Raw genomic sequence first — 24,183 nt, forward strand, 5'->3', positions numbered from 1 at the left:
GCACGGGCAACCGTTCCATGCTACGTCATCCGGTCGTGGCGCCGAAAAGCCCGGTCGCCACGAGGTCCTGCTCGACCTGGGGGCGCAGGAGCTCGGTCGCCGTGGCCGTGAGGTGGCTCGCGTCGCGGTAGAGCAGGACGCCGCCCAGCACGCTCGGGCACCGGTCGCCCGGCGGGCACACGAGCGCGGAGACGTCGACCACGCGGACCCCGGGCAGGTCCCCGAGCGCGACCTGCGCGAGCACGGGGTCGTCGAGCAGGCCCGTCGCCCGGTCGAACGAGCACCGCGACCAGTCGTCGAGGGCGCCCGAGACGCACGTCGGCACGTCGGCGTCTGGCGTCGGGGTGTCGCGCAGGTACACCACCGGCACGCCGGCGTCGCGGTCGCGCGGTGCAGGACGTCGCGCGGTGCGAAAGCACGAGAGCCGCGCACCCGAGGGTGCGCGGCTCTTCCGGTGTCGGGGTGACAGGATTTGAACCTGCGACCTTCCGCTCCCAAAGCGGACGCGCTACCAACCTGCGCCACACCCCGGATCGCCCGTCGCCAGCCCACCGTCGAGCTGCCGACGGCGCCTGCGAACGCGCAGGTCACAGTGTACGGGTCGGCGCGCACGGATCGCGCCGTCGTCCGCGGGTCGCACGCGCGGGTGCCCGGTCACGTCACCGCACGCGCTCCCGCACCCGCTCCCGGGCTCGGGGCCGGCGGCCGGGCGTGCGTCGCGACCGGCGATCCTTGCTAAGGTGGCCCACGCACGGACGGCATCGCCGTCGGCTGCGGGCGTAGCTCAATGGTAGAGCCTCAGTCTTCCAAACTGATCACGCGGGTTCGATTCCCGTCGCCCGCTCCAGCACGTCCCGAAGGGCGGCCCGCGAGCGCGGGCCGCCCTTCGTCGTCCGACAGCGCGGGGAATGAGACGCCATTGCGGGCGGTTGACCTGGTCGATACTGTCGTGCACGGCACGCACCCAGCACCCGCCGCACGGACCACCGGTCCGCGGCCCGAACGGAGGACCGAGGATGACCGAGCGTCACGACGACGTCCGTCCTCGCACCGTGCCCGCCCCGCGCACCGCGCAGGCTCTCGCCTGTCCGTGCTGTCGCTGTCGCTAGAGCGTCGGCACGCGGCGGTCCCCGCCCACCCCCCGGCGCTCCCCCGGCCCTGCGACGCGCAGGCCCGCCGTACGCGCACCCGCGACCCGGCCCGCCGCCGTCCGCCACGGACCCCTGGCTGAACCACCCGCACCACCCCGCCGTTCACGGCACCCACCACGGCCCCGAGGGCCTGCGAGCAGAAGAGGATGACATGGCACGCATCTACGACGACGTGACCAAGCTGGTCGGCAACACCCCGCTGGTCCGTCTCAACAAGCTGACCGAGGGCGCGGGCGCGACCGTCGTCGGCAAGCTCGAGTTCTACAACCCGGCGAACTCGGTCAAGGACCGCATCGGCGTCGCGATCATCGACGCCGCCGAGCAGTCGGGTGCCCTGAAGCCGGGCGGCACGATCGTCGAGGCGACCTCGGGCAACACGGGCATCGCGCTCGCGATGGTCGGCGCGGCCCGCGGCTACGACGTCGTCCTGACCATGCCCGAGAGCATGTCGAAGGAGCGCCGCGCGCTGCTGCGCGCGTTCGGCGCCGAGCTCATCCTCACGCCGGCCGGCGAGGGCATGAAGGGTGCGGTCAACCGCGCCGACGAGATCGTCGCCGAGCGTCCGGGCGCGATCCTCGCCAAGCAGTTCGCGAACGAGGCCAACCCGGCGATCCACCGCGCCACGACGGCCGAGGAGATCTGGGCCGACACCGACGGCGCGGTCGACATCGTCGTCGCGGGCATCGGCACGGGCGGCACCATCACGGGTGTCGGCCAGGTCCTCAAGGAGCGCAAGCCCGACGTCAAGATCGTCGCCGTCGAGCCCGAGGAGTCGCCCATCCTCAACGGCGGCGCCCCCGGCCCGCACAAGATCCAGGGCATCGGCGCGAACTTCGTGCCCGAGATCCTCGACACCGAGGTCTACGACGAGGTCATCGACGTCAACGCCGAGACCGCCGTCGAGTTCGCGCGCCGCGCCGCCAAGGAGGAGGGCCTGCTCGTGGGCATCTCCTCGGGTGCGGCCATCTCGGCCGCGCTGCAGCTCGCGAAGCGCCCCGAGAACGACGGCAAGCTCATCGTCGTGATCATCCCGTCGTTCGGCGAGCGCTACCTGACGTCGGTCCTCTACTCGGACCTGATGGACTGACGTGGGACGACTGCGCCGGTTCGTGAAGGTCCTCGACGAGGACCTCGACGCGGCGCGCCACGGTGACCCCGCGGCGCGCTCGCGCCTCGAGGTCGCCCTGCTGTACCCGGGGGTCCACGCGGTGTGGGCGTACCGGTTCGCGCACCGCCTGTGGCGGTCCCCCGCGGGCCGGTTCCCGGCGCGCGTGATCTCGCAGACCACGCGCGCCCTCACGGGTATCGAGATCCACCCGGGGGCGCTGCTCGGGCGGCGGCTGTTCATCGACCACGGCATGGGTGTCGTGATCGGCGAGACGGCCGTGGTGGGCGACGACGTCGTGCTGTTCCACGGCTCGACGCTCGGCGGGCGCTCGATGAAGAAGGGCAAGCGGCACCCGACGCTCGGCGACCGCGTGGTCGTCGGCGCGGGCGCCAAGGTGCTGGGCGCCGTCTGGATCGGTGACGACGCCCAGGTCGGCGCCAACGCGGTGGTCGTCAAGGACGTGCCGCCGGGTGGAGTCGCGGTGGGCGTGCCCGCGCGCGTGCGCATGCCACGGGCGGGCGCGGCAGGCGGCGAGGTCGTCGACCCGTCCCAGCTCATCGAGTACGTGATCTAGGGCGGCAGCGCCGGGCCGACGGGCCGTCCACCTCCGGGTGGGCGGCCCGTCCGCGTTCCCGAGCCGCACTTGTTCTAGTAGCACTAGAACAACTAGGGTGATCGCATGATCTTCCGGATCGACCCCACCGCGGGCGTGCCGCTCTACGAGCAGCTCGCCGCGCAGGTGCGCGTCGGGATCAGCCGCGGCGAGCTCACGACCGGCGAACGGCTCCCCGCGGCGCGCGACCTGGCCGATTCGCTCGACGTCAACGTGCACACCGTGCTCAAGGCCTACCAGCTGCTGCGCGACGACGGCCTCGTCGAGCTCCGGCGTGGTCGCGGCGCCGTCGTCGCCGCGACCGCCACGGGCGACACGGCCGCGCTGCACGCCGCGGTGCGCGCGCTCGCCGACGAGGCCGCCCGGCTCGGCACCAGCCCCCAGACCGTGATCTCACTCCTCGAGGAGCAGCTGCGATGACCCGTCCCGACGGCGCCCGCCCCGACCACGACCCGACAGCACGTGGCCTGCGCTCACGCCGGGTCGTCGCGCTCGCCTCGACGCTCGCGTCCCTCGCGGTGCTCGCCGTCGGCTACCTCGTCCCCCTGCGCTGGGTCGACGAGCTCCCCGACCCGGTCGCGACGCACTGGGGAACTGACGGCCCGGACGGGTTCACGTCGCTCGACGGGATCGGGCTCCTCGCACCGACCCTCGTCATGGCCGCGCTCGTCGTGCTCCTCGGCGTCCTGATCGCCGTGCTCGGGACCGCCGCGTTCGCCCGTCGCGTCCTGGCGGGGACGTCCGTGGGCCTCGCGGCGCTCGTGGCGACGCTGCAGATCGTGTCGCTCGGCACCCAGCGTGGCCTCGCCGACGCGCGCGACGCGACCGACGCGGGCATCGGTGTCTCGCTGCTCGTCGCGCTACTGGTCGGTGCGACCGTGGGTCTCGCACTGCCCCGCGACCGGCCGCTCCCGGCGACCGCACCCGTCGACCCGGATGCTCCCCGCGCGTCCCTGGACCCGCACGAGCGCGCCGCGTGGGTCGCGCGCACGCGCGGCGGCCCGGGGCTCGCGATCGGGGCGCTCGCGATCGCGGGCACCGCGGTGGTCGCGGTCGTGCTCGAGACGTGGTGGCTGCTCCTACTGCCCGTGCTGCTCGGCCTGCTGCTCGCGGCGATGCTCGAATTCGTCGTCCGGGTCGACGAGCGCGGCCTGCAGGTGTGCTCGGCCCTGGGCGTGCCGCGCACCCTCGTCCCGGCGGACGAGGTCGAGCGCGCGGGCGTCGTCGCCGTCGACCCCGTGCGGGATTTCGGCGGCTGGGGCTGGCGCGTCGGACGCGGCGGCCGGGTCGGCGTCGTCGTGCGCAAGGGACCGGGGCTGCTCGTCGAGCGCACGGGCGGACGCTCGTTCGTCGTCACGGTCGACGACCCGGACGAGGGCGCGGCCCTGCTCAACGCGCTCGCGGACCGCGCCCGCCGGTAGGGCTCAGCCCAGGATCTCGGCCATGGTCCGCACCGCGGTCGCGTCGCCCTGGACCAGAAGCGTCGTCACGGCCGTGCCCTTCCACGCCTCGACGTCCCGCGCGATCTTCTCGGCCGGCCCGACGAGCGCGATGTCCTCGACGAGCGCGGTCGGGACGGCGGCGACGGCCTCCGCGCGTCGCCCGGCGGCGTAGAGCTCGGTGATCTCGTCGGCGGCCTCGGAGTAGCCGAGCCGGTCGATCGCGTTGCGGTGGAAGTTCGCGCCCTTGGCGCCCATCCCCCCGACGTAGAGCGCGAGGAACGGGCGGACGGCGTCCGCGGCCTTCTCGACGTCGTCGTGCACCACCACGGGGACCGTCGCGGAGACCTCGAAGTCGGCGCGCGACGATCGCTCGGGCGCACGCGCCGCGAACCCGGCCTCGAGGTGCTCGCGGAACTCGGCGTCGAGGCGCGGGGTGTAGAACAGCGGGAGCCAGCCGTCGGCGATCTCGGCCGCGAGCGCGATGTTCTTGGGCCCCTCGGCGGCCAGGTGGATCGGCAGGTCGGCGCGCAGCGGGTGCACGGTCGAGCGCAGCGACTTGCCGAGCCCGGTGGCCTGCTCGGCGCGCGTGGGCAGCTGGTAGAACTCGCCGTCGTAGGCCACGGGGGCGCCGCGCTCGAGCACCTGGCGCACGATGTCGACGTACTCGCGCGTGCGGGCCAGCGGGCGCCGGTAGGGCTCGCCGTACCAGCCCTCGACGACCTGCGGGCCCGAGACGCCGAGCCCGAGGATCGCGCGGCCGCCCGAGAGGTGGTCGAGCGTGAGCGCGGCCATCGCGGTCGCCGTCGGCGTGCGGGCGTAGATCTGCGCGACGGCGGTGCCGAGGCGGATCCGGCGCGTGCGCGAGCCCCACCACGCGAGCGGCGTGAACGCGTCCGACCCGTACGCCTCGGCGGTCCAGACCGAGTCGACGCCCAGCGCGTCGGCCGCGACGATCGCGTCCTCGATGCCCGGGGGCGGGCCTGCCGACCAGTAGCCGCTGTGGATGCCGATGCGCATGGTGCTCCTCGTCGTCGAGGTCGGGGGCTCGCGGGCCCTGTCTCAAGTACCCAGAACCGAGCGTTCGAGGTACTGCGCCACCCTAACCCGTCGACGCCGTCGCGTCGTCCTCCCACGGCTCCCAGCCCGCGCGCCGCAGGTCGACCCGGGTCCCGTCCGCCGTCAGCGGGCACCCCTCGGCCCGCAGCGCGTCGAGGGCGGACGACGCGTGGTGCGCGGGCGGGGAGCCCGCAGCGTTGACCACGCGCCACCACGGCACGCCCGCACCGCCGCGCGCGAGCGCCGTCCCGACCTGCCGCGGGCCGCCCCGGCCGAGCACCGCCGCGACCGCCTCGGCCACGACGCCGTACGTCGTCGCCCGGCCCGCGGGGACGCGCTCGACCACACGGAGCACCTCGTCGAGGTACTCGAGCGCAGGGTTGATCGTGCCGGCCGGGTCCACGCCCCGACCGTACCGAAAATCTCTCGCGCCCTCGCCGGGCCGGTGCGACGCTCGTCGCATGACGCACGACGCACCCTCCGACCTCCCGTCCGGCTACCGGCTCGCGCCGCTCACGGCCGACGACAAGCGCGCCGTCCTCGACCTCGACCTGTGGGCCTTCCCCGACAGCCGCTCGGTCGACGACCTCGAGGCGCACCCACTCCCCCTGACCTGGGACCGGACCGTCGGCGTCGTCGCGGAGCACGACGACGCCGCAGCCGTCCCGGCCGACGGCGCCGTGCCCCGCGCGAGCGATCTCGTCGCGATGCACTCGTCCTACCCCTTCGCCGCCTTCCCCGTCCCCGGCGCGACCCTCCCGGTCGGCGGTCTCACGTGGGTCGGCGTGCACCCGCAGCACCGGCGCCGCGGCCTGCTGACCGCGATGATCCGCGAGCACCTGCGCCGCTGCCGCGACGCGGGCGAGCCGCTCTCGGCGCTGTTCGCCGCCGAGGCCGCGATCTACGGGCGCTTCGGGTACGGCCTCGCCGCGTACGACCTGCGCCTCACCGTCCCGCGCCGCGCCGCGCTGCGCGACGTGCCCGGCGCCGAGCGGCACACCGTGCGCGTCGAGCACGCGACGCGCGAGCGCCACGGCGACCTGGTCGCCGACCTGCACGAGCGCGCAGGCCGCACCGCCGGCGGCGCGACGGCCGACGGTACGCCCGTCAACCGCCCCGGCTGGGTCACGCGCGAGACCCCCGAGCTCGTCGAGACGTTCTGGGACGACGCCCCGGCGTTCCGGGACGGACGCGAGTCGCTGCGCATCGTCGTGGTCGAGCTCGACGGCGAGCCCCGCGGGTACGCGAGGTTCCGACGCTCGCTCACCTGGGAGGACGCCGGGCCGCGCGGCACGGTCCGCACGGGCGAGGTGGTCGCGCTCGACGCCGCCGCGGCGCGCGCCCTGTGGGGCGTGCTCGTCGACCTCGACCTCAGCCACGAGGTCGTCCCGTTCGTGCTCCCGGTGGACGACGTCGTGACGCACCTGCTCGTCGACCAGCGTTCGGCGACGCCGCGCATCGCCGACAACCAGTGGGTCCGCGTGGTCGACGTCGCCGGCGCGCTCGCCGGACGCCGCTACCCGAGCCCGGTCGACGTCGTGCTGCACGTGAGCGACGAGCTGCTGCCCGAGAACGCCGGTCACTGGCGCCTGCGCGCCGACGCGTTCGGCCCCGCGACGTGCGAGCGCACCGACGACCCGGCCGAGCTCTCGCTCGACGTGCGCGAGCTCGGCGCCGCCTACCTCGGCGGGATCTCGCTGACCGCGCTCGCCGCGGCGGGTCTGGTGACCGAGCATGCGCCGGGTGCGCTCACCCGCGCCGCGGTGGCGTTCGGGTGGCCCGTCTCCCCGGGCTCAAGCTGGACGTTCTGACACCCCGGGCGGACGTCGCGGGGCCGGGGCCGGCCGCTCACGCCTGGCAGCGCGGGCACCAGTAGAGCGTGCGTCCCGCGGCGTCGCGCACCAGGACCGTCGTGCCGCACACGCGGCACGGCAGTCCGTCGCGGTGGTAGACGTAGAACGCATCCTCGGCCGCGACCGCACCGGGCGTCGCGTCGGTGTTCTGCCGCACGCGCCGGCGGCTCCCGCCCGGTGCCGGTGCCGGTGCCGGACGACGGTCGGCGGGCCGGGTCGTGACGATCGCGCCGACCCGGGCGCCGTCGGTCATGAGGACGACGAGGTCGTCCCACAGCGCGCGCAGGTCGTCGGCCGGGACGTCCCGGCCCGGGCGCGCCGGATCGAGCCCGGCGCGGAACAGCACCTCGGCGCGGTAGATGTTGCCCACGCCCGCCACGACCGCCTGGTCCATGAGCTGCAGACCGACCGCGGTGCGCGACCTGCGCACGCGCGCGACGAACCGCTCGCGGTCCGCCGCCGCGTCCCGCTCCCCCGCGGCCGCCGCGCGGATCGGGTCGGGGCCCAGGCGCGCCTCGACCGCACGCTTGTCGTCCGCGAGCACGACCTCGCACGCCGTCGGTCCCGTGAGGTCGGCGACCGCGTGCTCGCCCACGAGGCGGACGCGGACCTGCCCGCGCGGGGCGGGCGGCGACCACGCGCCGTCCGACATGATGAGGCCTGCGTCAGCGCCGTCTGACACGGTGTCGTCCGACACGGTGTCGCCTGGCTCGGTGCCGTCCGGACGGCCGACGCCCCCGGCGTCGGGCACGGTCTCGCGCTCGCCCACGCGGCGGCGCGGCGCGCCGATCGCGTGCACGACCTCGGCGCTGCCGTCGCCCGCGAAGGTCCACGCCCCGTAGAGCCCCAGGTGCACGCGCAGCCACGTCGGCTCGCTGCCCGCCTGCCCGTGGTCGGTCAGGTCACGCTCGGCCGGCTCATGGTCGGTCAGGTCACGCTCGGCCGGCTCGGCGAAGCCCAGGAACAGGTGCTTGCCCCACGCCTCTGCGGCGACCAGGCGCCGCCCGTCGAGCCGCCGGGCGCCGGCCTCGAACCGGCCCTGCGGGCTCGACACGTCGAGGCGCTGGCCCGCGAAGAGCTCGCCGAAGGTCCGGGCGAGGCGGTGGACGGTGTGCCCCTCGGGCACCGGGGTCAGTCCGTGGGCTCGACGGTCGCCCGCGAGCGCTCGTACGCGGTGAGCTGGTCGATGCGGCGCTGGTGCCGCTCGTCTCCGCTGAAGGGCTCCGCGAGGAACGCGTCGACGAGCGCGAGCGCGTCGTCGGCGGTGTGCTGGCGCGCGCCGACCGAGATGACGTTGGCGTCGTTGTGCTGGCGCCCGAGGCGCGCGGTGTCGAGGTTCCAGGCGAGCGCGGCGCGCACGCCGTCGACCTTGTTCGCGGCGATCTGCTCGCCGTTGCCCGAGCCGCCGATCACGACGCCGAGGCTGCCCGGCTCGCTCGCCACGGCCTCGCCGGCGGCGATGCAGAACGACGGGTAGTCGTCGAGGGCGTCGTACTCGTGGGCCCCGTGGTCCACGACGTCGTGGCCCGCGGTGCGCAGGTGGTCGATCAGCTGGGTCTTGAGCTCGTAGCCCGCGTGGTCCGCGGCGATGTGAACGCGCATGACTCCATGATGCCGTACGCGGGCGATCGCGCGGGGCGTCGGTCGGCGCGGCACGGGGCCGCGCCGACCGAGGATCACCCCCAGGTGATCAGCGGCGTGCCCGCGGCGACCTCGTCGCCGGGCTCGACCAGGCGCGCGATGTGGTCGGGCCCCGCGTCGAGGCCGACCACGGGGACCACGGGCGAGCGGCCGCCCGCCTCGACCGCGGCAGGGTCCCAGCTCACGAGCACCTGCCCGAGCGCGACGTCGTCACCCTCGGCCGCGTGCAGCGTGAAGCCCTCGCCCTCGAGCTGCACCGTGTTGATGCCCAGGTGCACGAGCACGGCCCGGCCGTCCTCGCCCTGGACGACGAACGCGTGCGCGTGCATCTTGGCGATCCGTCCGGCCACGGGGGCCAGGACCTCCGAGACGGGCCCGCGCACGGGCTCGATCGCGAGCCCGGGGCCGACGAGCTCGGCCGAGAAGACCGGGTCGTCGACCTCCGCGAGCGCCACGACCACGCCGGTGACGGGTGCGAGCACGGTCAGGGGTGCGGTCACCGCAGGTCCTCGATGTCCGAGGCGAGGGTGTCCGCCTCAGGACCGACGATGACCTGCACGACCGTGCCGGAGCGCACGACCGCGACCGCGCCCGCGGCCTTGAGCGCCGCCTCGTCGACCTTGGTCGGGTCCTCGACCTCGACGCGCAGCCGCGTGATGCAGGGCTCGAGGTCGAGGACGTTGTCGTCCCCGCCGAGTCCCGCCAGGATCTGCTCTGCCTTGCTCATCCGTGCTCCATTCATCGGTGGTGCCCTGCTGCGTGCTGCTGGTTCAGGGTCGTGCTGCTGGTTCGGGTCGTGCGGCCGTGCTGTCCACGGGCGGTCGTGCGCGTCTCACCTGAGGTCGTCGAGTCACATGAGGTCGTCGAGCTCGGACGCGATGGTGTCGACGCTCGGCCCCATGACGACCTGGACGACCCGGCCGGAGACCATGACGCCGAACGCGCCGGCCGCGCGGAGCGCGGCGACGTCCACGAGCGCCGGCTCGCGCACGAGCGACCTCAGTCGCGTGGTGCACGGCTCGACCTCGTCGATGTTGTCGACGCCGCCCAGCCCTGCCAGGATCGCGGCCGCCTGGTTCTTGCCCTCGGGCTTCATCACCCCTCCCTCGTCGTTGCCTGGTCAGTTGCATGATCAGTTGCAGCCTGGTCGGACGTCGCCTGATCGACCGCCGTGTGGTCGGTCGTCGCCCGCGCAGCCCGGTCGGGCGCGCCCGCGGCGGCCCCTCCTCGCTCGCGTCCACGCGGCACGATCGCCGGGCCGGGCGCCTTGAGCGGGACCCACACGCTGTACCGGTCGCTGCGGTAGCTCGCGTGGGAGTACATGCACGGACCCGTCTCGGAGAACGTGCGCCGCTTGGCACGCAGCACCGCACGCGAGGCCCCGAGGCCGAGCAGTGACGCCTCGGCGTCGGAGGCGTCGGCCGCCTCGAGCGTCTGCTCGCCCCAGGCGGGTGCCTGCCCGTGCTCGCGCAGCGCCTCGTACACGCTCGCGGGCGGCCCGTCGCCGAAGAGCGCGGGGACGAGGGCGACGGGCACCCAGACCTGCTCGATCGACATGGGGGCGCCGTCGGCGCTGCGCACGCGGTACAGGAAATGGACGTCGTCGCCGGGCGCGATCTCGAGCTCGGTCGCGACCTCGGTCGTTGCCTCGACGGTCTGCGCGGCCAGGACCGTGGTGGTGGGCTCCATGCCGCGGCGCGCCATCTCCTCGCCGAAGGTCGTCAGGCGCAGCTCGAAGTCCATGCGCTGGGGAGCGACGAACGTGCCGCGCCCCTGCGCGCGTTCGAGGACACCCTCGGTCACGAGCGCGTCGACGGCTTGCCGCACGGTCATGCGCGAGACGCCGAACCTTTCCGTCAGCGCACGCTCGGACGGGATCGCGTCACCCACGCGCAGCTCGCGCACGACGAGGTTCGTCAGGTAGTCGCGCACGGCGAGGTACTTGTGCGTCCCCGCCCTGGCGACGGCTGACGACCCGTCCGCGGACGCGGTTCCGCGCGGGGGTCCGTTCACCGAGTTCACCGAGATGACCTGCTCCTTCGACATGACCGCCCGTGAGCGGTCGCGGTCACGCCTCGTCAGCAGTGACCCTTGACACGATGATGAGGTCTAGACCACCCTTGGCGCAACTGGTCCAGACCAGAGAGTTCCCGATCGGCTCTCCGGAACTAGACAACCACGAACGTCCGGGTTCACGAACCGGGACGACGTTCGCGAGAACCGCACAGTTCACGAACCACGCAACGAGGAGTGCTTCATGACCGCGACAGCCGTCGAGACACCACGCAAGGGGATCCCCGGATTCGCCCAGCTCCAGCGCATCGGCCGCTCGCTGATGCTGCCCATCGCATCCCTGCCCGCGGCCGCGCTGCTGCTGCGGCTCGGCCAGGCCGACATGCTGGGGGCCGACGGCGCGGCCAAGCACCTGCCGTGGATGCAGCCCGTCGCGGACGTGCTCGGCGCCGCCGGCAACGCGCTCTTCGCGAACCTCGCGATGCTCTTCGCGGTCGGTGTCGCGGTCGGGTTCGCCAAGAAGTCCGACGGGTCGACCGCGCTCGCCGCCGTCATCGGGTACTTCGTCTTCACGGGCGTGACCGACGCCCTCTCGCCGCGCGTGCTGGGGACGGCCGCCGAGGGCGAGACGCAGGAACTCATCAACTACGGGGTCCTGGGCGGCATCGTGATCGGCCTGACCGCCGCGATCCTGTTCCAGAAGTACTCGCGGATCAAGCTCCCGCCCTACCTCGCGTTCTTCGGCGGACGCCGCTTCGTGCCGATCGTGACCGCCGGCGCGGCCGTCGTGCTCGCGGTGCTTGGCGCGCTGATCTACCCGGGCTTCGACTGGCTCATCAACGAGAAGATCGGCGGCTGGGTCACCGGGTCGACCATCCTCGGCGCGTTCGTCTTCGGCACGCTCAACCGCCTGCTCGTGCCCATCGGCCTGCACCACCTGCTCAACTCGCTGCCGTGGTTCCAGTTCGGCTCCTACACCGACGCCAACGGCGAGACCTGGAACGGCGACATCGCCCGGTTCCTGCACCAGGACCCGACCGCCGGCACGTTCCTCACCGGGTTCTTCCCGATCATGATGTTCGCCCTGCCCGCCGCCGCGCTCGCGATCATCCACACCGCCAAGCCCGAGAACCGCAAGGTCATCGCGGGCGTCATGGGGTCCGCCGCGCTCGTGTCGATCGTCACCGGCGTGACCGAGCCGCTCGAGTTCTCGTTCGTGTTCGTCGCCTACCCGCTCTACGTGATCCACGCCGTGCTCACCGGCACCTCGCTCGCCCTGGTCAACGCCCTCGGCATCCGCGACGGGTTCGGCTTCTCCGCCGGCGCGATCGACTACCTCCTGAACTTCCGGATCGCCGAGATGCCGCTCCTGCTGATCCCGATCGGGCTCGGATACGCTGTCATCTACTACTTCCTGTTCCGCTGGGTGATCACGAAGTGGAACCTCAAGACCCCTGGGCGTGAGGACGACCCGGCAGCCGTGGGCGCCGACCCGACGGCCGACCAGCCGGACGCCGCGCCCGTGCGCAAGGAGGCCGCGGTGGAGTCGAGCAGCACGAGCGTCGAGTCGGGCGGATCGTCCACCGGCGATGCACCCACGAGCGATGCACCCACGAGCGATACGCCCCAGGACGGTTCCCCGGGGTACGGGGAGCGCGCATGACGGCCGGCACGCTGCGCGGCGTCGGGGTCAGCCCCGGACGCCGGGCGGCCCGGGTCGCGCGCATGCCCGACCCGGTCGCCGCCCCCTCGGACCGCCCTCTGCCCGGCGACGCGGACCGCGACGCCGCGGCCGGGACGATCGACGCGGCGTCCGCGGCGGTGCAGGCCGACCTGGCCCGCGCCGCGGCCGCGACGAGCGGCACGGCGTCCGACATCCTCACGGTCACGGCCGCCATGGCGGCCGACCCGACCCTCGTCAAGCAGGCCCGGGCCCTCGTCGTCGACGGCGGCGAGAGCCCGGCCCGCGCGGTGTGGGACGCGGCCGGGGGCGTCGCGGACCAGCTGCGGAGCCTGGGCGGCGACCTCGCCGAGCGGGCCCGCGACGTGCTCGACGTGCGCGACCGCATCATCGCGGTGCTGACCGACGCACCCACGCCGGGCGTTCCCGTGCTCGACGAGCCGTTCGTGCTCGTCGCGCACGACCTCGCGCCCGCCGACACCGCGACCCTCGACCCGGCCGGCGTCGTCGCGCTCGTCACCAGCGGCGGCGGCCCGACGTCGCACACCGCGATCCTGGCGCGCTCGCTCGGGATCCCCGCGGTCGTCGCGGCCACGGGCGCGGACGACCTGCGCGACGGCGAGCTCGTCGTCGTCGACGGGTCGACCGGCGAGGTCGTGCGCGACCCGGACGACGCCGCCGTCGAGCGTGCACGCCGCGTCGTGGACCGCCCGACGACGCTCGAGGCGCCCGGCGCGACGAGCGACGGCCACCCGGTCGCGCTGCTCGCCAACGTGGGCGACCCGTCGGGGGCGCAGGCCGCGGCCGACGCGGGCGCCGAGGGCGTCGGGCTGTTCCGCACCGAGTTCTGCTTCCTGGGGCGCACGAGCGCACCGAGCGTCGACGAGCAGGTCGCTGCCTACCGGACCGTGCTCGCGGCGTTCGCGGGAAAGAAGGTCGTGGTGCGCACGCTCGACGCGGGGGCCGACAAGCCCCTGCCGTTCGTGACCGCGGACCACGAGCCCAACCCGGCGCTCGGCGTCCGCGGCCTGCGCACCGCGGCCGACCACCCGCAGGTGCTCGAGGACCAGCTCACCGCGATCGCACGCGCGGCGGAGGCCGAGCAGGCCGAGGTGTGGGTCATGGCCCCCATGGTCGCGACCCCCGACGAGGCCGAGCGGTTCGTCGCCGCGTGCGCGGCGCACGGGCTCGAGCAGGCCGGCGTCATGGTCGAGGTGCCCGCCGCGGCCCTGCGGTCGCGGCACGTGCTCGAGCACGCCGCGTTCGCGAGCCTCGGCACGAACGACCTCACGCAGTACGCGCTCGCGGCCGACCGCGAGCTCGCCGGGGTCGCGGCGCTCTCGACGCCGTGGCAGCCCGCGGTGCTCGACCTCGTCGACGCGACCTGCCGGGGCGGGGCGGCGCACGGGCGGCCCGTCGGCGTGTGCGGCGAGGCCGCGGCCGACCCGGCGCTCGCGCCGGTGCTCGTCGGCCTCGGCGTCTCGTCGCTCTCGATGACGCCCCGCGCGCTGCCCGACGTCGCGGCCGTGCTCGCGGCGACCTCGCTCGAGCGGTGCCGCGAGCTCGCGGCGCTCGCGCTCGAGCAGCCCACCGCGGACGCCGCGCGCGCCGCGGTCCGGGACGCGCTGCCGGTCCTCGAGGAGCTGGGGCTCTAGGGGCCGGGGCCGCCCGGACTGGGGACGCCGGGCGGCCCGTGCGGTGCGTGCGGTGCGTGCAGCACGGAAATCAGCAGGAGCAGCAGGAGCAGCAGAAGGGGCGCCACCTCACGGTGGCGCCCCTTCGTCGCGGCCGGGCCGACCGGCCCGTGCGCCAGGCCATGCAGCGCAGGCGGCTCAGGCAGCTCAGGCGGCTCAGGCGGCTCAGGCGGCTGAGGTCAGGAGACGACGGCCTGCTGCAGGAACGCCTCGAGCGCGTCGAGCGAGGCCGCGGCGTCGGCGTCGTCCGCCGTGGTCGCGAGCGAGACCTCGTCCCCCGCACCGACCCCGAGCGTCATGACCCCGAGGATCGACGACGCCGCGACGGGCTCGGCCCCGGCCTTCGCGATCGTGACGTCGGCGGGCTGCCGGCCCGCCTCCGCGACGAACAGTGCTGCGGGCCGCGCGTGCAGGCCCTCCTCGATGGCGACGACGACCGAGCGGTTCATGCGTTCCTCCTGCGTGTGGGGCGACGAGCGATGCGACCACCCTACTGGTCTAGACCATCGCGCGCCACGACTCGCCGTGCGATCGCCACGATTCAACCGACCCGCGACCACGAGCGCACGCGGAACGCCCCCGTGGCTGTCCTAGGCTGGCGGTATGACGCAGACCGACGACACCGCCACCACCCCGGCACGGTCGGGGATCGACCTCACCGCGCTCGACCCCGCGACCCGCCCCCAGGACGACCTGTACCGCCACGTCAACGGACGCTGGCTCGCGACCCACGAGATCCCGGCCGACCGGTCCATCGACGGCTCCTTCCGTGCGCTGCACGACCAGGCCGAGGAGCACGTCCGCGAGATCGTCGAGGAGGCGGGCGCACTCGCCGCGACCGACCCCGACGCCGCGACCGGGGTGCAGGGCAAGATCGGCGGCCTGTACGCGAGCTTCATGGACACCGAGCGCGTCGCCGCGCTCGGCGTCACCCCGCTGCAGGCCGACCTCGCCCTCGTCGACGCCGCGACCACCCAGGCCGAGCTCACGGGCACGCTCGGCGCGCTGCAGCGCACGGGCGCCGGCGGCGCGGTCGGCTTCTGGGTCGACAACGACGCCAAGGACCCCGAGACCTACGTCGTGCACCTCACGCAGGGCGGCCTCGGCCTCCCCGACGAGGCGTACTACCGCGAGGACCAGTACGCCGAGCTGCGCGAGGCCTACGTCGCGCACCTCGCCCGCATGCTCGCGCTCGCGGGCGTCGTCGCCGAGGACGCCGCGACCGACACCGCGCAGCGCGTCATGGCGCTCGAGACCGCGCTCGCCGCCCACCACTGGGACGTCGTGCGCGACCGCGACGCCGACCTCACGTACAACCCGATGACGCTCGACGAGCTCGTCGCCTCCGCGCCCGGCTTCGACTGGGCCGCGTGGACGCTCGCGCTCGACGCCCCCGCCGACGCGTTCGCGCGCGTGATCGTGCGCGAGCCCGGCTTCACGACGGGCTTCGCGGCCCTGTGGGACGAGCTGCCTCTCGCGGACTGGAAGCTCTGGGCCGCGTACCACGCGACGTCCGCCCGCGCCCCGTACCTGACGGACGAGCTCGTCGAGGCGAACTTCGACTTCTACGGCCGCACGCTCTCGGGCGCGCAGGAGGTGCGCGACCGCTGGAAGCGCGGCGTGACCCTCGTCCAGGGCGCGCTCGGCGAGGCCGTCGGCGAGGTATACGTGGCACGGCACTTCCCGCCCGCGCACAAGGAGCGCATGGACGAGCTCGTCGCGAACCTCGTCGCGGCCTACCGCGCCTCGATCTCGACGCTCGACTGGATGACGGACGAGACCAAGGCCAAGGCGCTCGCCAAGCTCGAGAAGTTCACGCCCAAGATCGGCTACCCCGCGCGCTGGCGCGACTACTCCGCGCTCGTCGTCGACCCCGAGGACCTCCTGGGCAACGTGCGCCGCGCGACCGCGTTCGAGCACGACCGCGAGCTCGCCAAGATCGGCACGCCGCTCGACCGCGACGAGTGGTTCATGACGCCGCAGACGGTCAACGCGTACTACAACCCCGGGATGAACGAGATCGTCTTCCCCGCCGCGATCCTCCAGCCGCCGTTCTTCGACCCCGAGGCCGAGGACGCCGTCAACTACGGCGGCATCGGCTCGGTCATCGGCCACGAGATCGGGCACGGGTTCGACGACCAGGGCTCGAAGTACGACGGCGACGGACGCCTCGAGGACTGGTGGACCCCGACCGACCGCTCCGAGTTCGAGAAGCGCACCTCGGCGCTGATCGCGCAGTACGACGCGTTCCGGCCCGAGCAGCTCGCGGACGACGTCTCCCCCGGCACCCACGTCAACGGCTCGCTCACGATCGGCGAGAACATCGGCGACCTGGGCGGGCTGTCGATCGCGCTCAAGGCCTACGAGATCGCGCTCGGCACGCCGCTCGCCGAGGCCCCCGTGGTCGACGGCCTCACGGGCGCCCAGCGCGTGCTGCTCGGCTGGGCCCAGGTGTGGCAGTCCAAGGGCCGTGACGAGGAGGTCCTGCGCCGCCTCGCGACCGACCCGCACTCGCCCAACGAGTTCCGCTGCAACGGCGTGGTGCGCAACCTCGACGCGTTCCACGACGCGTACGCCGTGACGCCGGACGACGCGCTGTACCTCGCCCCCGAGGAGCGCGTGCGCATCTGGTGATGCGACCACGGTGACACCACGACGGTGACACCACGACGACGGGGACCGCACACTGTGCGGTCCCCGTCGTCGTACCGGTCAGGTCGTCGTACAGGTCAGAAGGTCGTGATGCCGGCCTTGGCGATGCTGAACCCCGCACCCGAGGAGTCCTCGCACGAGACGCCGCTCTCGGCGCTCTTGCACGTGAAGTCGCCCTCGTCGACGCTCTCGCCGTAGTCGAGCGCGTCGACGTCCTCGCCCGCCGCGGTCGGCGCGTCACCGGCCGGCGTGCACGGCTCGTCGACGCCGTCGGCCGTCAGGCGCACGACCTGGCCCACGGTCCCGTCGCACCCCTCGACCGGCGCGGGGGCGGCACCGAGCGTCGCGATGCCGCACTCGACGCCCGCCTCACCGATCACGCAGGCGATGTTCCCGCTCGGCGACCTGAACGACTCGCCGTCGATCGCGACCGGTGCCGGGGCGGCCTCGGACGGCGCGGACGACGCACCAGCGCTCGCCGACGCGTCGTTCCCGGCCGTCGTCCCGCCGTCGTCCGGGTCGCCGCCGAGCGAGAACGCCAGGACGATCGCGGTCAGCACGAGCAGGGCATCCAGCACGATGAACGCGATCCACCCCGCACCGAGCCGGCCGGCCGTGCTCCCGCCCGGGGTCCGACGACCGGAGCCCGGGCCGCCAGGTGCCTGTGAGCCCGGCGTCCGCGAACCCGGCGTCCGCGAGCCCTGCGTGCCCGGGTTCGGCGCTCCCCGGCCCTGCGCAGCGCCGCCCGCCGTGCGGGGAGCCACCGGCTGGGTCGACGTGCGCGCGGTCGGGTACCCACCCGGCGGCGTCGGCCCGGCGGGCTGCGCACCGGGCCGCCCGGCCGCCGTCTGCGCGGCGGTCGCGCCGACGGCGGTCGGGTAGCCCGCACCGACCTGCGTCGCACCCGGGTAGGCCGTCGTCCGACCTGCCGCGGACGGGTACGTGTCCGCGGCGGGCGGCGCGGCGAACGCGGACTGGCGCGGCGCCCCGGCGAAGGGCGGGCGGGGCACCGCGGACTGCGGTGCGTTGTCGCGCATCGAGGGTCCGGCCGTCCCGGGGGTCGCGTCGGGACGCGACCAGGGCGCGGGCGTCGCGGGCGTGCGCTGGACCCCGGCCGGTGGCGCGTCGTACCGCACGGGCGCCGTCGAGGGCACCGCGTCCTGGAGCTGGGTGGCGTCCGGGTCGTGGTCGACAGGGCCGACGCCGGGTCGCGGCGGGTAGGACCGCTGCGGCACGTCCGCACGGCGGTGCGGCGGTGGTGGCACTGGGGTACTGCCCGACATCACATCTCCTCGCGATGGTCCCGACGAACTGCGCAGACCGACACGCATGGTCGCACGCGGGAGCGCTCCGGGTCGAACTTGTCCACACCCGCAGGGCTGTGACCTGCGACGACGCGCGGACCGGCGGTCGGGTCAGTCGAAGACGGGTCCGCTCGTCCGGGTGCGCTTCATCTCGAAGAAGCCGGGGGTGCTCGCGACGAGCACCGCGCCGTCCCACAGCCGTCCCGCGGCCTCGCCCTTCGGGGCGGGGGTCACGACGGGACCGAAGAACGCGACGTCCCCGAACGCGACGACCGGGGTGCCGACGTCCTCGCCCACGCGGCCGATGCCCTCGGCGTGCGAGGCCCGCAGACGGTCGTCGTACGCGTCGGACGTCGCGGCGTCGGCGAGCGACGCCGGCAGGCCGACCTCGGCGAGCGCCTCAGCGATGATCTGGTCGTGGTCGTCGCGACCGCCCGGGTGGATGCGCGTGCCGATCGCGTCGTAGAGCGGCTTGACGACGTCGTCGCCGTGCTCGGCCTGAGCGGCGATCACGACGCGCACGGGACCCCACGCGCGGTCCATGAGCTCGCGGTAGTTCTCGGGCAGGTCACGACCCTCGTTGAGCACCGCGAGGCTCATCACGTGCCAGCGCACCGTGATGTCGCGCACCGTCGAGACCTCGTCCATCCACCGGCTCGTCATCCACGCCCAGGGGCACAGGGGGTCGAACCAGAAGTCGGCCTGGTTCGTCGGGGCGTCCTGCGTCGCGAGGGGCTCGCTCGCGGTCTGCTCGGCGGTCGTGGTCTCGGCGGTCATCCGGGTGCCTCCAGGGTCTGTCGTCGATGGTCTGTCGTCGGTGGGCTGTCGTCGATCGGGCGTCCATGCTCGCGGACGCGCCCACCGTGGAGCGGGCCCGCAGCCGGTGCAACCGCGCCGGTCCCCCGCGCATTCCACCGGCCGTCGCGTTCCACGGTGCGTCGCACCTGCGATCCCTCGTACACCGCGGCCCGTCACACCCCACGGCCCCTCACACCCTGCGCCCGCGACCCGACGGTGGCGCGTGGGATGATCGGAGGTGGCCGGGACCCGGCCGCCCACGAGAGACGAAGGAGCAGTCGTGCCCGGAGAGAACCTCACCCGCACCGAGGCGAGCGAGAGGGCTGCGGTCGTCGCGACGCAGTCGTACGACGTGTCGCTGGACCTCACGACCGGGCCGACGACGTTCACGTCGTCGAGCACGGTGCGCTTCACCGCGACGCCGGGCGCGTCGACGTTCATCGACCTGGTCGCGCCGTCGGTGCGCTCGGTCGTGCTCAACGGCCGTGAGTTCGACGTCGCCGCCGTCTTCGCGGACTCTCGCATCGCGCTCGACGGACTCGAGGCCGAGAACGAGCTCACGGTCGTCGCGGACTGCGCGTACACCAACTCGGGCGAGGGCCTGCACCGGTTCGTCGACCCGGCGGACGGCGAGGTGTACCTCTACACCCAGTTCGAGGTCCCGGACTCGCGCCGCATGTTCGCGGTGTTCGAGCAGCCCGACCTCAAGGCCACGTTCACGTTCACGGTCACCGCGCCGTCCGCCTGGCAGGTCGTGAGCAACCAGCCGACGCCCGAGCCCGTGCCCGCGACCCACGCGAGCGAGCCCGACGTCGCGGCGTCGACCTGGTCGTTCGGCGCGACGCCCCGCATCTCGTCGTACATCACGGCGCTCGTCGCCGGGCCGTACGTCGTCGAGCGCAGCGAGCTCACGAGCGCGGACGGCCGCACGATCCCGCTCGGCGTGTTCGCGCGCGCGTCCCTCGCGCCGTACCTCGACGCCGACTACGTGTTCGACAAGACGCGCGAGGGCTTCGCGTTCTACGAGAAGGCGTTCGAGCAGCCCTACCCGTTCGACAAGTACGACCAGCTCTTCGTGCCCGAGTTCAACATGGGCGCCATGGAGAACGCGGGCTGCGTGACCTTCACCGAGACGTACGTGTTCCGCTCCAAGGTCACCGACGCGATCAAGGAGCGTCGCGTCGTGACGATCCTGCACGAGCTCGCGCACATGTGGTTCGGCGACCTCGTCACGATGCGCTGGTGGAACGACCTGTGGCTCAACGAGTCGTTCGCCGAGTACGCCTCGACGCTCGCGACCGCCGAGGCCACGGAGTGGACCGAGGCCTGGACCACGTTCGCCGCCATGGAGAAGTCCTGGGCCTACAAGCAGGACCAGCTGCCCTCGACCCACCCCGTGGTCGCGACGATCAACGACCTCGACGACGTGCAGGTCAACTTCGACGGCATCACGTACGCCAAGGGCGGCTCGGTGCTCAAGCAGCTCGTCGCGTGGGTCGGCAAGGACGAGTTCCTCGCGGGCGTCGCGGCGTACTTCCGCAAGCACGCCTGGGGCAACACCGAGCTGGCCGACCTGCTCGTCGAGCTCGAGACGACGTCGGGTCGCGACCTGAGCGGCTGGAGCCGGCTGTGGCTCGAGACGTCGGGCGTCAACACGCTGCGCCCCGCGATCGAGGTGGACAACCACGCCCGCATCACCTCGTTCGCGGTGCAGCAGGAGGCGCACCCCGACTACCCGACGATCCGCCCGCACCGCCTCGCGATCGGCTTCTACGACCTGGTGGACGTGGACGGCGAGCAGCGCCTGACCCGCACGCACCGCGTCGAGATCGACGTCGACGGCGAGCGCACCGAGGTGCCCGAGCTCGTCGAGCTCGACCGCCCCGCGCTCGTGCTGCTCAACGACGACGACCTCGCCTACGCGAAGATCCGCCTCGACGACGACTCGCTGCGCGTCGCGCTCGAGAACCTGGGGCGGTTCACCGACCCGCTCGCCCGCTCGCTCGTGTGGGGCTCGGTGTGGGACGCGACGCGCGACGGCGAGACGCCCGCGGGCGACTACGTGCGCCTCGTGCTGGGCAACATCGGCGCCGAGACCGAGTCGACCACGATCCGCACGACGCTCAACCAGCTCGCGCTCGCGGTCAAGCAGTACGTCGCCCCCGCGCGGCGTGCCGAGACGCTCGCGGTCGCGGGCGACGCCCTGTGGTCGCTCGCGCAGGAGGCCGAGGCGGGCTCGGACGCCCAGTTCCAGTTCGTCAAGTTCTTCGCGCACCTCGCCTCGACCGACGCGCACGGCGACGTGCTCGCGGCACTCCTGGACGGCACGACGACGCTCGACGGGCTCGAGATCGACACCGACCTGCGGTGGGAGATCCTCGAGGGCCTCGTGCTCGTCGGCCGCGCCGGCCAGCCCGAGATCGACGCCCAGCTCGCGCAGGACAACACGGCCAACGGCCAGCAGTCCGCCGCACGGGCGACCGCGACGATCCCGACCCCCGAGGCCAAGGCCGCCGCGTTCGCCCGGCTCGTGGACGCCGACGACGCGCCCAACGCGATCGTGCGCGCCACGACGCTCGGGTTCACGCACGTCAACGACCCCGAGGTGCTGCGCGAGGTGGCCGAGCGCTACACCGCGTCGATCCTGCCGGTCTGGGAGTCGCGCAGCTACCACATCGCCGAGACGCTGATCGCGGGCCTCTACCCGGCCCCGCTCGCGGACGTCGCGCTGCGTGACGCGACGCAGGCCTGGCTCGACGCCCACCCGGACGTCGCGCCCGCGCTGCGCCGTCTCGTGGTCGAGAACCTCGCGGGCACGCAGCGGGCCGTCGAGGCGCAGGCCGCCGACGCCTGACCCGACGACGCCTGACCCGACGACGACGGGGCGGGACCGGCCTGGGCCGGTCCCGCCCCGTCGTCGTATCGGACCGTCGTCGACCCAGCCCGTCGTCGTCTCAGGCCGTCGTCGTCTCGGGCCGACGTCGACTCAGCCGTCGCGCACGACGGCCGCGAGCGACTGCAGCCGCGCGCTGTCGAAGATCTCCTCGAGCAGGACGACGTCGCCGCCGGGCCCGGCGAGCGGGACGTTCCAGCTCGGGTAGTCGGGGTCGTCTGGCCGGTGCTGCGCGCGCCGCTCCCCCACGGCGTCGGCGAGCGAGACCGCGACGAGCGCCGACGGCGTCGCCCGCAGGTACCGGTAGAGGCCCTCGACGAGCTCGCGCTCGGAAGGGTCCGGGCCGACGACGCCGCGCTCGACGAGGGCGAGGACCATCGCGTCGCGGGCCGCGAGACCGCGCCGCCGGGCGACGTCCGCGTCGGTGTCGACGAGGCCGTCCGGGTCGTCCTCGACCTCGAGGTGCTCGCCCGCGAGGTGCGGTCCGCTCGGCGGCATGTCGCGCGCGACGGCGCCCGCGAGCGCCCCGGCGCGGAACGTCTCGGGCGCCCGGGGGGTGCCGTGCTCGTCGGTCTCGTCCCACAGGAGCGTGGTGCCGAGCACGCCGCGCGCGGCGAGGGCGTCCCGCACGGCGGGGTCGGTCACGGTGCGGTCGTCGGCGATCAGCAGCGCGCCGGCGCGCTGCGCCTCGAGGCACAGGATCCCGACCAGGGCGTCGGCGTCGGCCTCGACCCAGGTGCCGGCGTCCGCGCGCGCGCCGCCCGGCACCCACCACGACCGGAAGAGGCCGAGGGCCTGGTCGACGCGCAGCGCCCCGGCGCCGCGCAGCGTGGCGCGCAGCACGTCCCGGTAGGGGGCGTACCCGGCGCGCCGCAGCGCGCGCGGGTCCCACGGGACGAGGGTCGAGCGCACGCCGTCGGGCCGTTCGGCGGTGGGTGGTGTGCCGAGCGTGACGCCGCGCGCGAGCAGCGGTCCCAGCGCCCAGGCGTCGGCGCCGTAGGCGGCGGGCCCGGCGGCGAGCGTGTGCACCACGCCGAGGCGCATGCCGCCTGCGGTCGCCGCGCGCTGGGCGCTCTCGCGCTGCTCGGCGGCGACCCACTGCACCCACACGTGCAGCTCGACGCGCTCGTGCAGCTCGTCGCGCATCGCGGCGACGGCGGGCGAGCGCGGGTCGTCGAGCGCGGGCGGCAGGTCGCGGCCCGCGTGGTGCTCGACGAGCGCGAACCACGTCGCGACGTCGATCAGCCCCTGGCCCTCGCGGGTGCGGAAGTCCTCGAACGCGGCCTGACGCACCACGGACCGCGGGGCCGCGAACACGACCTCGAGCGCGGCGCGCTTGGCCGCCCACGCGGCGTCCCGGTCGAGCGGGCCCGGGTCGGTCGCCAGGTCGCGGACCTCGTCGAACGACCACTCGACGAGCGAGCGGTCGGCCGCCGACAGGTAGGCGGTCTCGGGGATCTCCTCGACGCGCACCAGGAGCGGGTCGGTGCACCGGCGGCTGCTCGGCGCGTAGGGCGAGGCGGTCCGCGGGGCGACGGGCTCGGCGGCATGCACGGGGTCGACCAGCACATAGTCGGCGCCGGTCTCGTGCGCGGCGAGCCACGCGAGGTCGGCGAGGTCCGCGAGGTCGCCGAGGCCCCACGAGCGGCGCGAGCGCACCGCGTAGAGGTCGGCGACGTACCCCCAGCGCTGCTCGTCGCCGAGCCGGGCGGCCGGGTCGAGGCGGGCGGGGGTCACCACGAGGGGCGTCGACGCGGTCGTCCCGCCGGTCCGCGCGCGCAGCACGTGCCAGCCGAGCGGGAGGTCGTCCGGGAGGGCGAAGGTCGCACGACCGGTCAGGCGCCCGAGCACGGTGCGCGGCTCGGTCGGCACGTCCTGCTGCACGAGGTCCACGCGCACGGGGTCGCGGCGCACCGCGTGGGATCCCGCCCGCGGCGCCGGGGCTCGGCGGGCGGTGACCTCGAGCTCGACCCACACCTCGACCTCGTCGCCGTCGCGCACGTGCACGGCGACGCTCGATCCGACCCCCTCGACCGTGACGACGGCCTCGGGCAGCACCTGCGCCCAGGGGGCGTCGTCCGCCTCGTCGAGGCTGCGGGAGACCAGGGCGGGGGTCGCCGCGGGCACGCCCATCGCGCCGAGGACCGCGACGAGGGTCGTGTCACGCACGGCGCGTCGACCGTGCGGGCCGTCGACCTCGGTCGCCACGCCGTGCGCGGCTGCGAGGCGCTGCAGTGGCGTGGGGCTGTGGTCGGTCGTGTCGGCGTTCACCCTTCGATCCTGC

General features: G+C 74.3%; 22 protein-coding genes and 2 tRNA genes. 10 read left to right on the top strand and 14 right to left on the bottom strand.

Going from position 1 to position 24,183, the window contains the following annotated elements:
• Positions 1–25 precede the first annotated feature (25 nt).
• Positions 26–370 carry an SGNH hydrolase domain-containing protein gene (locus CLV28_RS00095; protein ID WP_157802432.1) on the bottom strand — a complete coding sequence of 115 codons (345 nt, stop codon included), beginning with the start codon at positions 368–370 and terminating at the stop codon, positions 26–28.
• Positions 371–457: 87 nt separating this feature from the next.
• Positions 458–531 (bottom strand) — tRNA-Pro (locus CLV28_RS00100).
• 242 nt (positions 532–773) lie between these two features.
• On the opposite strand from CLV28_RS00100, the gene CLV28_RS00105 reads away from it, so the two are divergent.
• The 5 genes from CLV28_RS00105 to CLV28_RS00125 all read left to right on the top strand — a co-directional run bounded on the left by CLV28_RS00105 (position 774) and on the right by CLV28_RS00125 (position 4,293).
• Positions 774–847, top strand: a tRNA-Gly gene (locus CLV28_RS00105).
• Positions 848–1,302: 455 nt separating this feature from the next.
• A complete protein-coding gene (cysK, locus tag CLV28_RS00110) occupies positions 1,303–2,238 on the top strand; it encodes a cysteine synthase A (protein WP_100421309.1) in 936 nt (311 codons plus the stop codon).
• Position 2,239: 1 nt separating this feature from the next.
• Positions 2,240–2,833, top strand: coding sequence for a serine O-acetyltransferase EpsC (epsC, locus tag CLV28_RS00115; protein ID WP_100421310.1), 594 nt, complete (start codon positions 2,240–2,242; stop codon positions 2,831–2,833).
• 105 nt (positions 2,834–2,938) lie between these two features.
• Complete coding sequence (locus CLV28_RS00120; protein WP_100421311.1) at positions 2,939–3,292, top strand: GntR family transcriptional regulator; 354 nt, start codon at positions 2,939–2,941, stop codon at positions 3,290–3,292.
• Entirely contained in the window at positions 3,289–4,293 is a 1,005-nt protein-coding gene (locus tag CLV28_RS00125) for an SdpI family protein (RefSeq protein WP_100421312.1), read from the top strand. The genes CLV28_RS00120 and CLV28_RS00125 overlap by 4 nt, the downstream gene beginning before the upstream one ends.
• Positions 4,294–4,296: 3 nt before the next feature.
• On the opposite strand, the gene CLV28_RS00130 is transcribed toward CLV28_RS00125, so the two are convergent.
• On the bottom strand, positions 4,297–5,331 hold the full coding sequence (locus CLV28_RS00130; protein ID WP_100421313.1) for an LLM class F420-dependent oxidoreductase: 1,035 nt from the start codon (positions 5,329–5,331) through the stop codon (positions 4,297–4,299).
• Positions 5,332–5,413: 82 nt separating this feature from the next.
• Complete coding sequence (locus tag CLV28_RS00135) at positions 5,414–5,773, bottom strand: MGMT family protein (RefSeq protein ID WP_239073348.1); 360 nt, start codon at positions 5,771–5,773, stop codon at positions 5,414–5,416.
• 58 nt (positions 5,774–5,831) lie between these two features.
• Here CLV28_RS00135 and CLV28_RS00140 point away from each other — a divergent pair, with 58 nt between their 5' ends.
• Positions 5,832–7,181: a GNAT family N-acetyltransferase gene (locus tag CLV28_RS00140; RefSeq protein ID WP_100421315.1), complete on the top strand. Its 1,350-nt coding sequence runs from the start codon at positions 5,832–5,834 to the stop codon at positions 7,179–7,181.
• Between the two features lie 37 nt (positions 7,182–7,218).
• Here the strand turns inward: CLV28_RS00140 and CLV28_RS00145 are convergent, their stop codons facing one another.
• The 6 genes from CLV28_RS00145 to CLV28_RS00170 all read right to left on the bottom strand — a co-directional run bounded on the left by CLV28_RS00145 (position 7,219) and on the right by CLV28_RS00170 (position 10,910).
• Positions 7,219–8,349, bottom strand: a complete 1,131-nt coding sequence (locus tag CLV28_RS00145) for an Fpg/Nei family DNA glycosylase (RefSeq protein WP_100421316.1) — start codon at positions 8,347–8,349, stop codon at positions 7,219–7,221.
• 5 nt (positions 8,350–8,354) lie between these two features.
• Positions 8,355–8,825 (bottom strand): ribose-5-phosphate isomerase, encoded by a 471-nt coding sequence (locus tag CLV28_RS00150; RefSeq protein WP_100421317.1) that lies wholly within the window; start codon positions 8,823–8,825, stop codon positions 8,355–8,357.
• Positions 8,826–8,899: 74 nt separating this feature from the next.
• Entirely contained in the window at positions 8,900–9,364 is a 465-nt protein-coding gene (locus CLV28_RS00155) for a PTS sugar transporter subunit IIA (protein ID WP_203968265.1), read from the bottom strand.
• Positions 9,361–9,591, bottom strand: a complete 231-nt coding sequence (locus tag CLV28_RS00160; RefSeq protein ID WP_100421318.1) for a PTS sugar transporter subunit IIB — start codon at positions 9,589–9,591, stop codon at positions 9,361–9,363. Before CLV28_RS00160 ends, CLV28_RS00155 begins: the two co-directional genes overlap by 4 nt.
• Positions 9,592–9,714: 123 nt before the next feature.
• A complete protein-coding gene (locus CLV28_RS00165; protein WP_100421319.1) occupies positions 9,715–9,960 on the bottom strand; it encodes a PTS sugar transporter subunit IIB in 246 nt (81 codons plus the stop codon).
• Entirely contained in the window at positions 9,960–10,910 is a 951-nt protein-coding gene (locus tag CLV28_RS00170) for a GntR family transcriptional regulator (RefSeq protein WP_100421320.1), read from the bottom strand. The genes CLV28_RS00165 and CLV28_RS00170 overlap by 1 nt, the downstream gene beginning before the upstream one ends.
• A 211-nt stretch (positions 10,911–11,121) precedes the next feature.
• Here CLV28_RS00170 and CLV28_RS00175 point away from each other — a divergent pair, with 211 nt between their 5' ends.
• A complete protein-coding gene (locus CLV28_RS00175; protein ID WP_100421321.1) occupies positions 11,122–12,540 on the top strand; it encodes a PTS transporter subunit EIIC in 1,419 nt (472 codons plus the stop codon).
• Positions 12,537–14,213 (top strand): phosphoenolpyruvate--protein phosphotransferase, encoded by a 1,677-nt coding sequence (ptsP, locus tag CLV28_RS00180; protein WP_100421322.1) that lies wholly within the window; start codon positions 12,537–12,539, stop codon positions 14,211–14,213. The genes CLV28_RS00175 and ptsP overlap by 4 nt, the downstream gene beginning before the upstream one ends.
• A gap of 218 nt (positions 14,214–14,431) precedes the next feature.
• Here ptsP and CLV28_RS00185 read toward each other — a convergent pair whose 3' ends face one another.
• Positions 14,432–14,701 carry an HPr family phosphocarrier protein gene (locus CLV28_RS00185; protein ID WP_100421323.1) on the bottom strand — a complete coding sequence of 90 codons (270 nt, stop codon included), beginning with the start codon at positions 14,699–14,701 and terminating at the stop codon, positions 14,432–14,434.
• Between the two features lie 154 nt (positions 14,702–14,855).
• On the opposite strand from CLV28_RS00185, the gene CLV28_RS00190 reads away from it, so the two are divergent.
• A complete protein-coding gene (locus CLV28_RS00190; RefSeq protein WP_100421324.1) occupies positions 14,856–16,886 on the top strand; it encodes a M13 family metallopeptidase in 2,031 nt (676 codons plus the stop codon).
• Between the two features lie 95 nt (positions 16,887–16,981).
• Here CLV28_RS00190 and CLV28_RS00195 read toward each other — a convergent pair whose 3' ends face one another.
• Positions 16,982–18,139, bottom strand: a complete 1,158-nt coding sequence (locus CLV28_RS00195) for a YML083C domain-containing protein (protein WP_157802433.1) — start codon at positions 18,137–18,139, stop codon at positions 16,982–16,984.
• Between the two features lie 180 nt (positions 18,140–18,319).
• A complete protein-coding gene (locus tag CLV28_RS00205) occupies positions 18,320–18,985 on the bottom strand; it encodes a mycothiol-dependent nitroreductase Rv2466c family protein (protein ID WP_100421327.1) in 666 nt (221 codons plus the stop codon).
• A gap of 301 nt (positions 18,986–19,286) precedes the next feature.
• Between CLV28_RS00205 and pepN the strand changes: the two genes are divergently transcribed.
• A complete protein-coding gene (pepN, locus tag CLV28_RS00210) occupies positions 19,287–21,860 on the top strand; it encodes an aminopeptidase N (RefSeq protein ID WP_100421328.1) in 2,574 nt (857 codons plus the stop codon).
• A 132-nt stretch (positions 21,861–21,992) separates the two neighbouring features.
• Here pepN and CLV28_RS00215 read toward each other — a convergent pair whose 3' ends face one another.
• Positions 21,993–24,170, bottom strand: coding sequence for a 4-alpha-glucanotransferase (locus CLV28_RS00215; protein ID WP_239073349.1), 2,178 nt, complete (start codon positions 24,168–24,170; stop codon positions 21,993–21,995).
• Between the last annotated feature and the right edge of the window lie 13 nt (positions 24,171–24,183).

It is taken from the genome of Sediminihabitans luteus, from assembly GCF_002797595.1.
Taxonomy (GTDB): domain Bacteria; phylum Actinomycetota; class Actinomycetes; order Actinomycetales; family Cellulomonadaceae; genus Paraoerskovia; species Paraoerskovia lutea.

Excerpts from the sequence above, each read along its gene's own strand:
- cysK (WP_100421309.1), top strand. The coding sequence starts at position 1,303 with ATGGCACGCATCTACGACGACGTGACCAAGCTGGTCGGCAACACCCCG.
- CLV28_RS00120 (WP_100421311.1), top strand. The coding sequence starts at position 2,939 with ATGATCTTCCGGATCGACCCCACCGCGGGCGTGCCGCTCTACGAGCAG.
- CLV28_RS00125 (WP_100421312.1), top strand. The coding sequence starts at position 3,289 with ATGACCCGTCCCGACGGCGCCCGCCCCGACCACGACCCGACAGCACGT.
- CLV28_RS00130 (WP_100421313.1), bottom strand. The coding sequence starts at position 5,331 with ATGCGCATCGGCATCCACAGCGGCTACTGGTCGGCAGGCCCGCCCCCG.
- CLV28_RS00140 (WP_100421315.1), top strand. The coding sequence starts at position 5,832 with ATGACGCACGACGCACCCTCCGACCTCCCGTCCGGCTACCGGCTCGCG.
- CLV28_RS00150 (WP_100421317.1), bottom strand. The coding sequence starts at position 8,825 with ATGCGCGTTCACATCGCCGCGGACCACGCGGGCTACGAGCTCAAGACC.
- CLV28_RS00160 (WP_100421318.1), bottom strand. The coding sequence starts at position 9,591 with ATGAGCAAGGCAGAGCAGATCCTGGCGGGACTCGGCGGGGACGACAAC.
- CLV28_RS00165 (WP_100421319.1), bottom strand. The coding sequence starts at position 9,960 with ATGAAGCCCGAGGGCAAGAACCAGGCGGCCGCGATCCTGGCAGGGCTG.
- CLV28_RS00170 (WP_100421320.1), bottom strand. The coding sequence starts at position 10,910 with ATGTCGAAGGAGCAGGTCATCTCGGTGAACTCGGTGAACGGACCCCCG.
- CLV28_RS00175 (WP_100421321.1), top strand. The coding sequence starts at position 11,122 with ATGACCGCGACAGCCGTCGAGACACCACGCAAGGGGATCCCCGGATTC.
- ptsP (WP_100421322.1), top strand. The coding sequence starts at position 12,537 with ATGACGGCCGGCACGCTGCGCGGCGTCGGGGTCAGCCCCGGACGCCGG.
- CLV28_RS00185 (WP_100421323.1), bottom strand. The coding sequence starts at position 14,701 with ATGAACCGCTCGGTCGTCGTCGCCATCGAGGAGGGCCTGCACGCGCGG.
- CLV28_RS00190 (WP_100421324.1), top strand. The coding sequence starts at position 14,856 with ATGACGCAGACCGACGACACCGCCACCACCCCGGCACGGTCGGGGATC.
- CLV28_RS00205 (WP_100421327.1), bottom strand. The coding sequence starts at position 18,985 with ATGACCGCCGAGACCACGACCGCCGAGCAGACCGCGAGCGAGCCCCTC.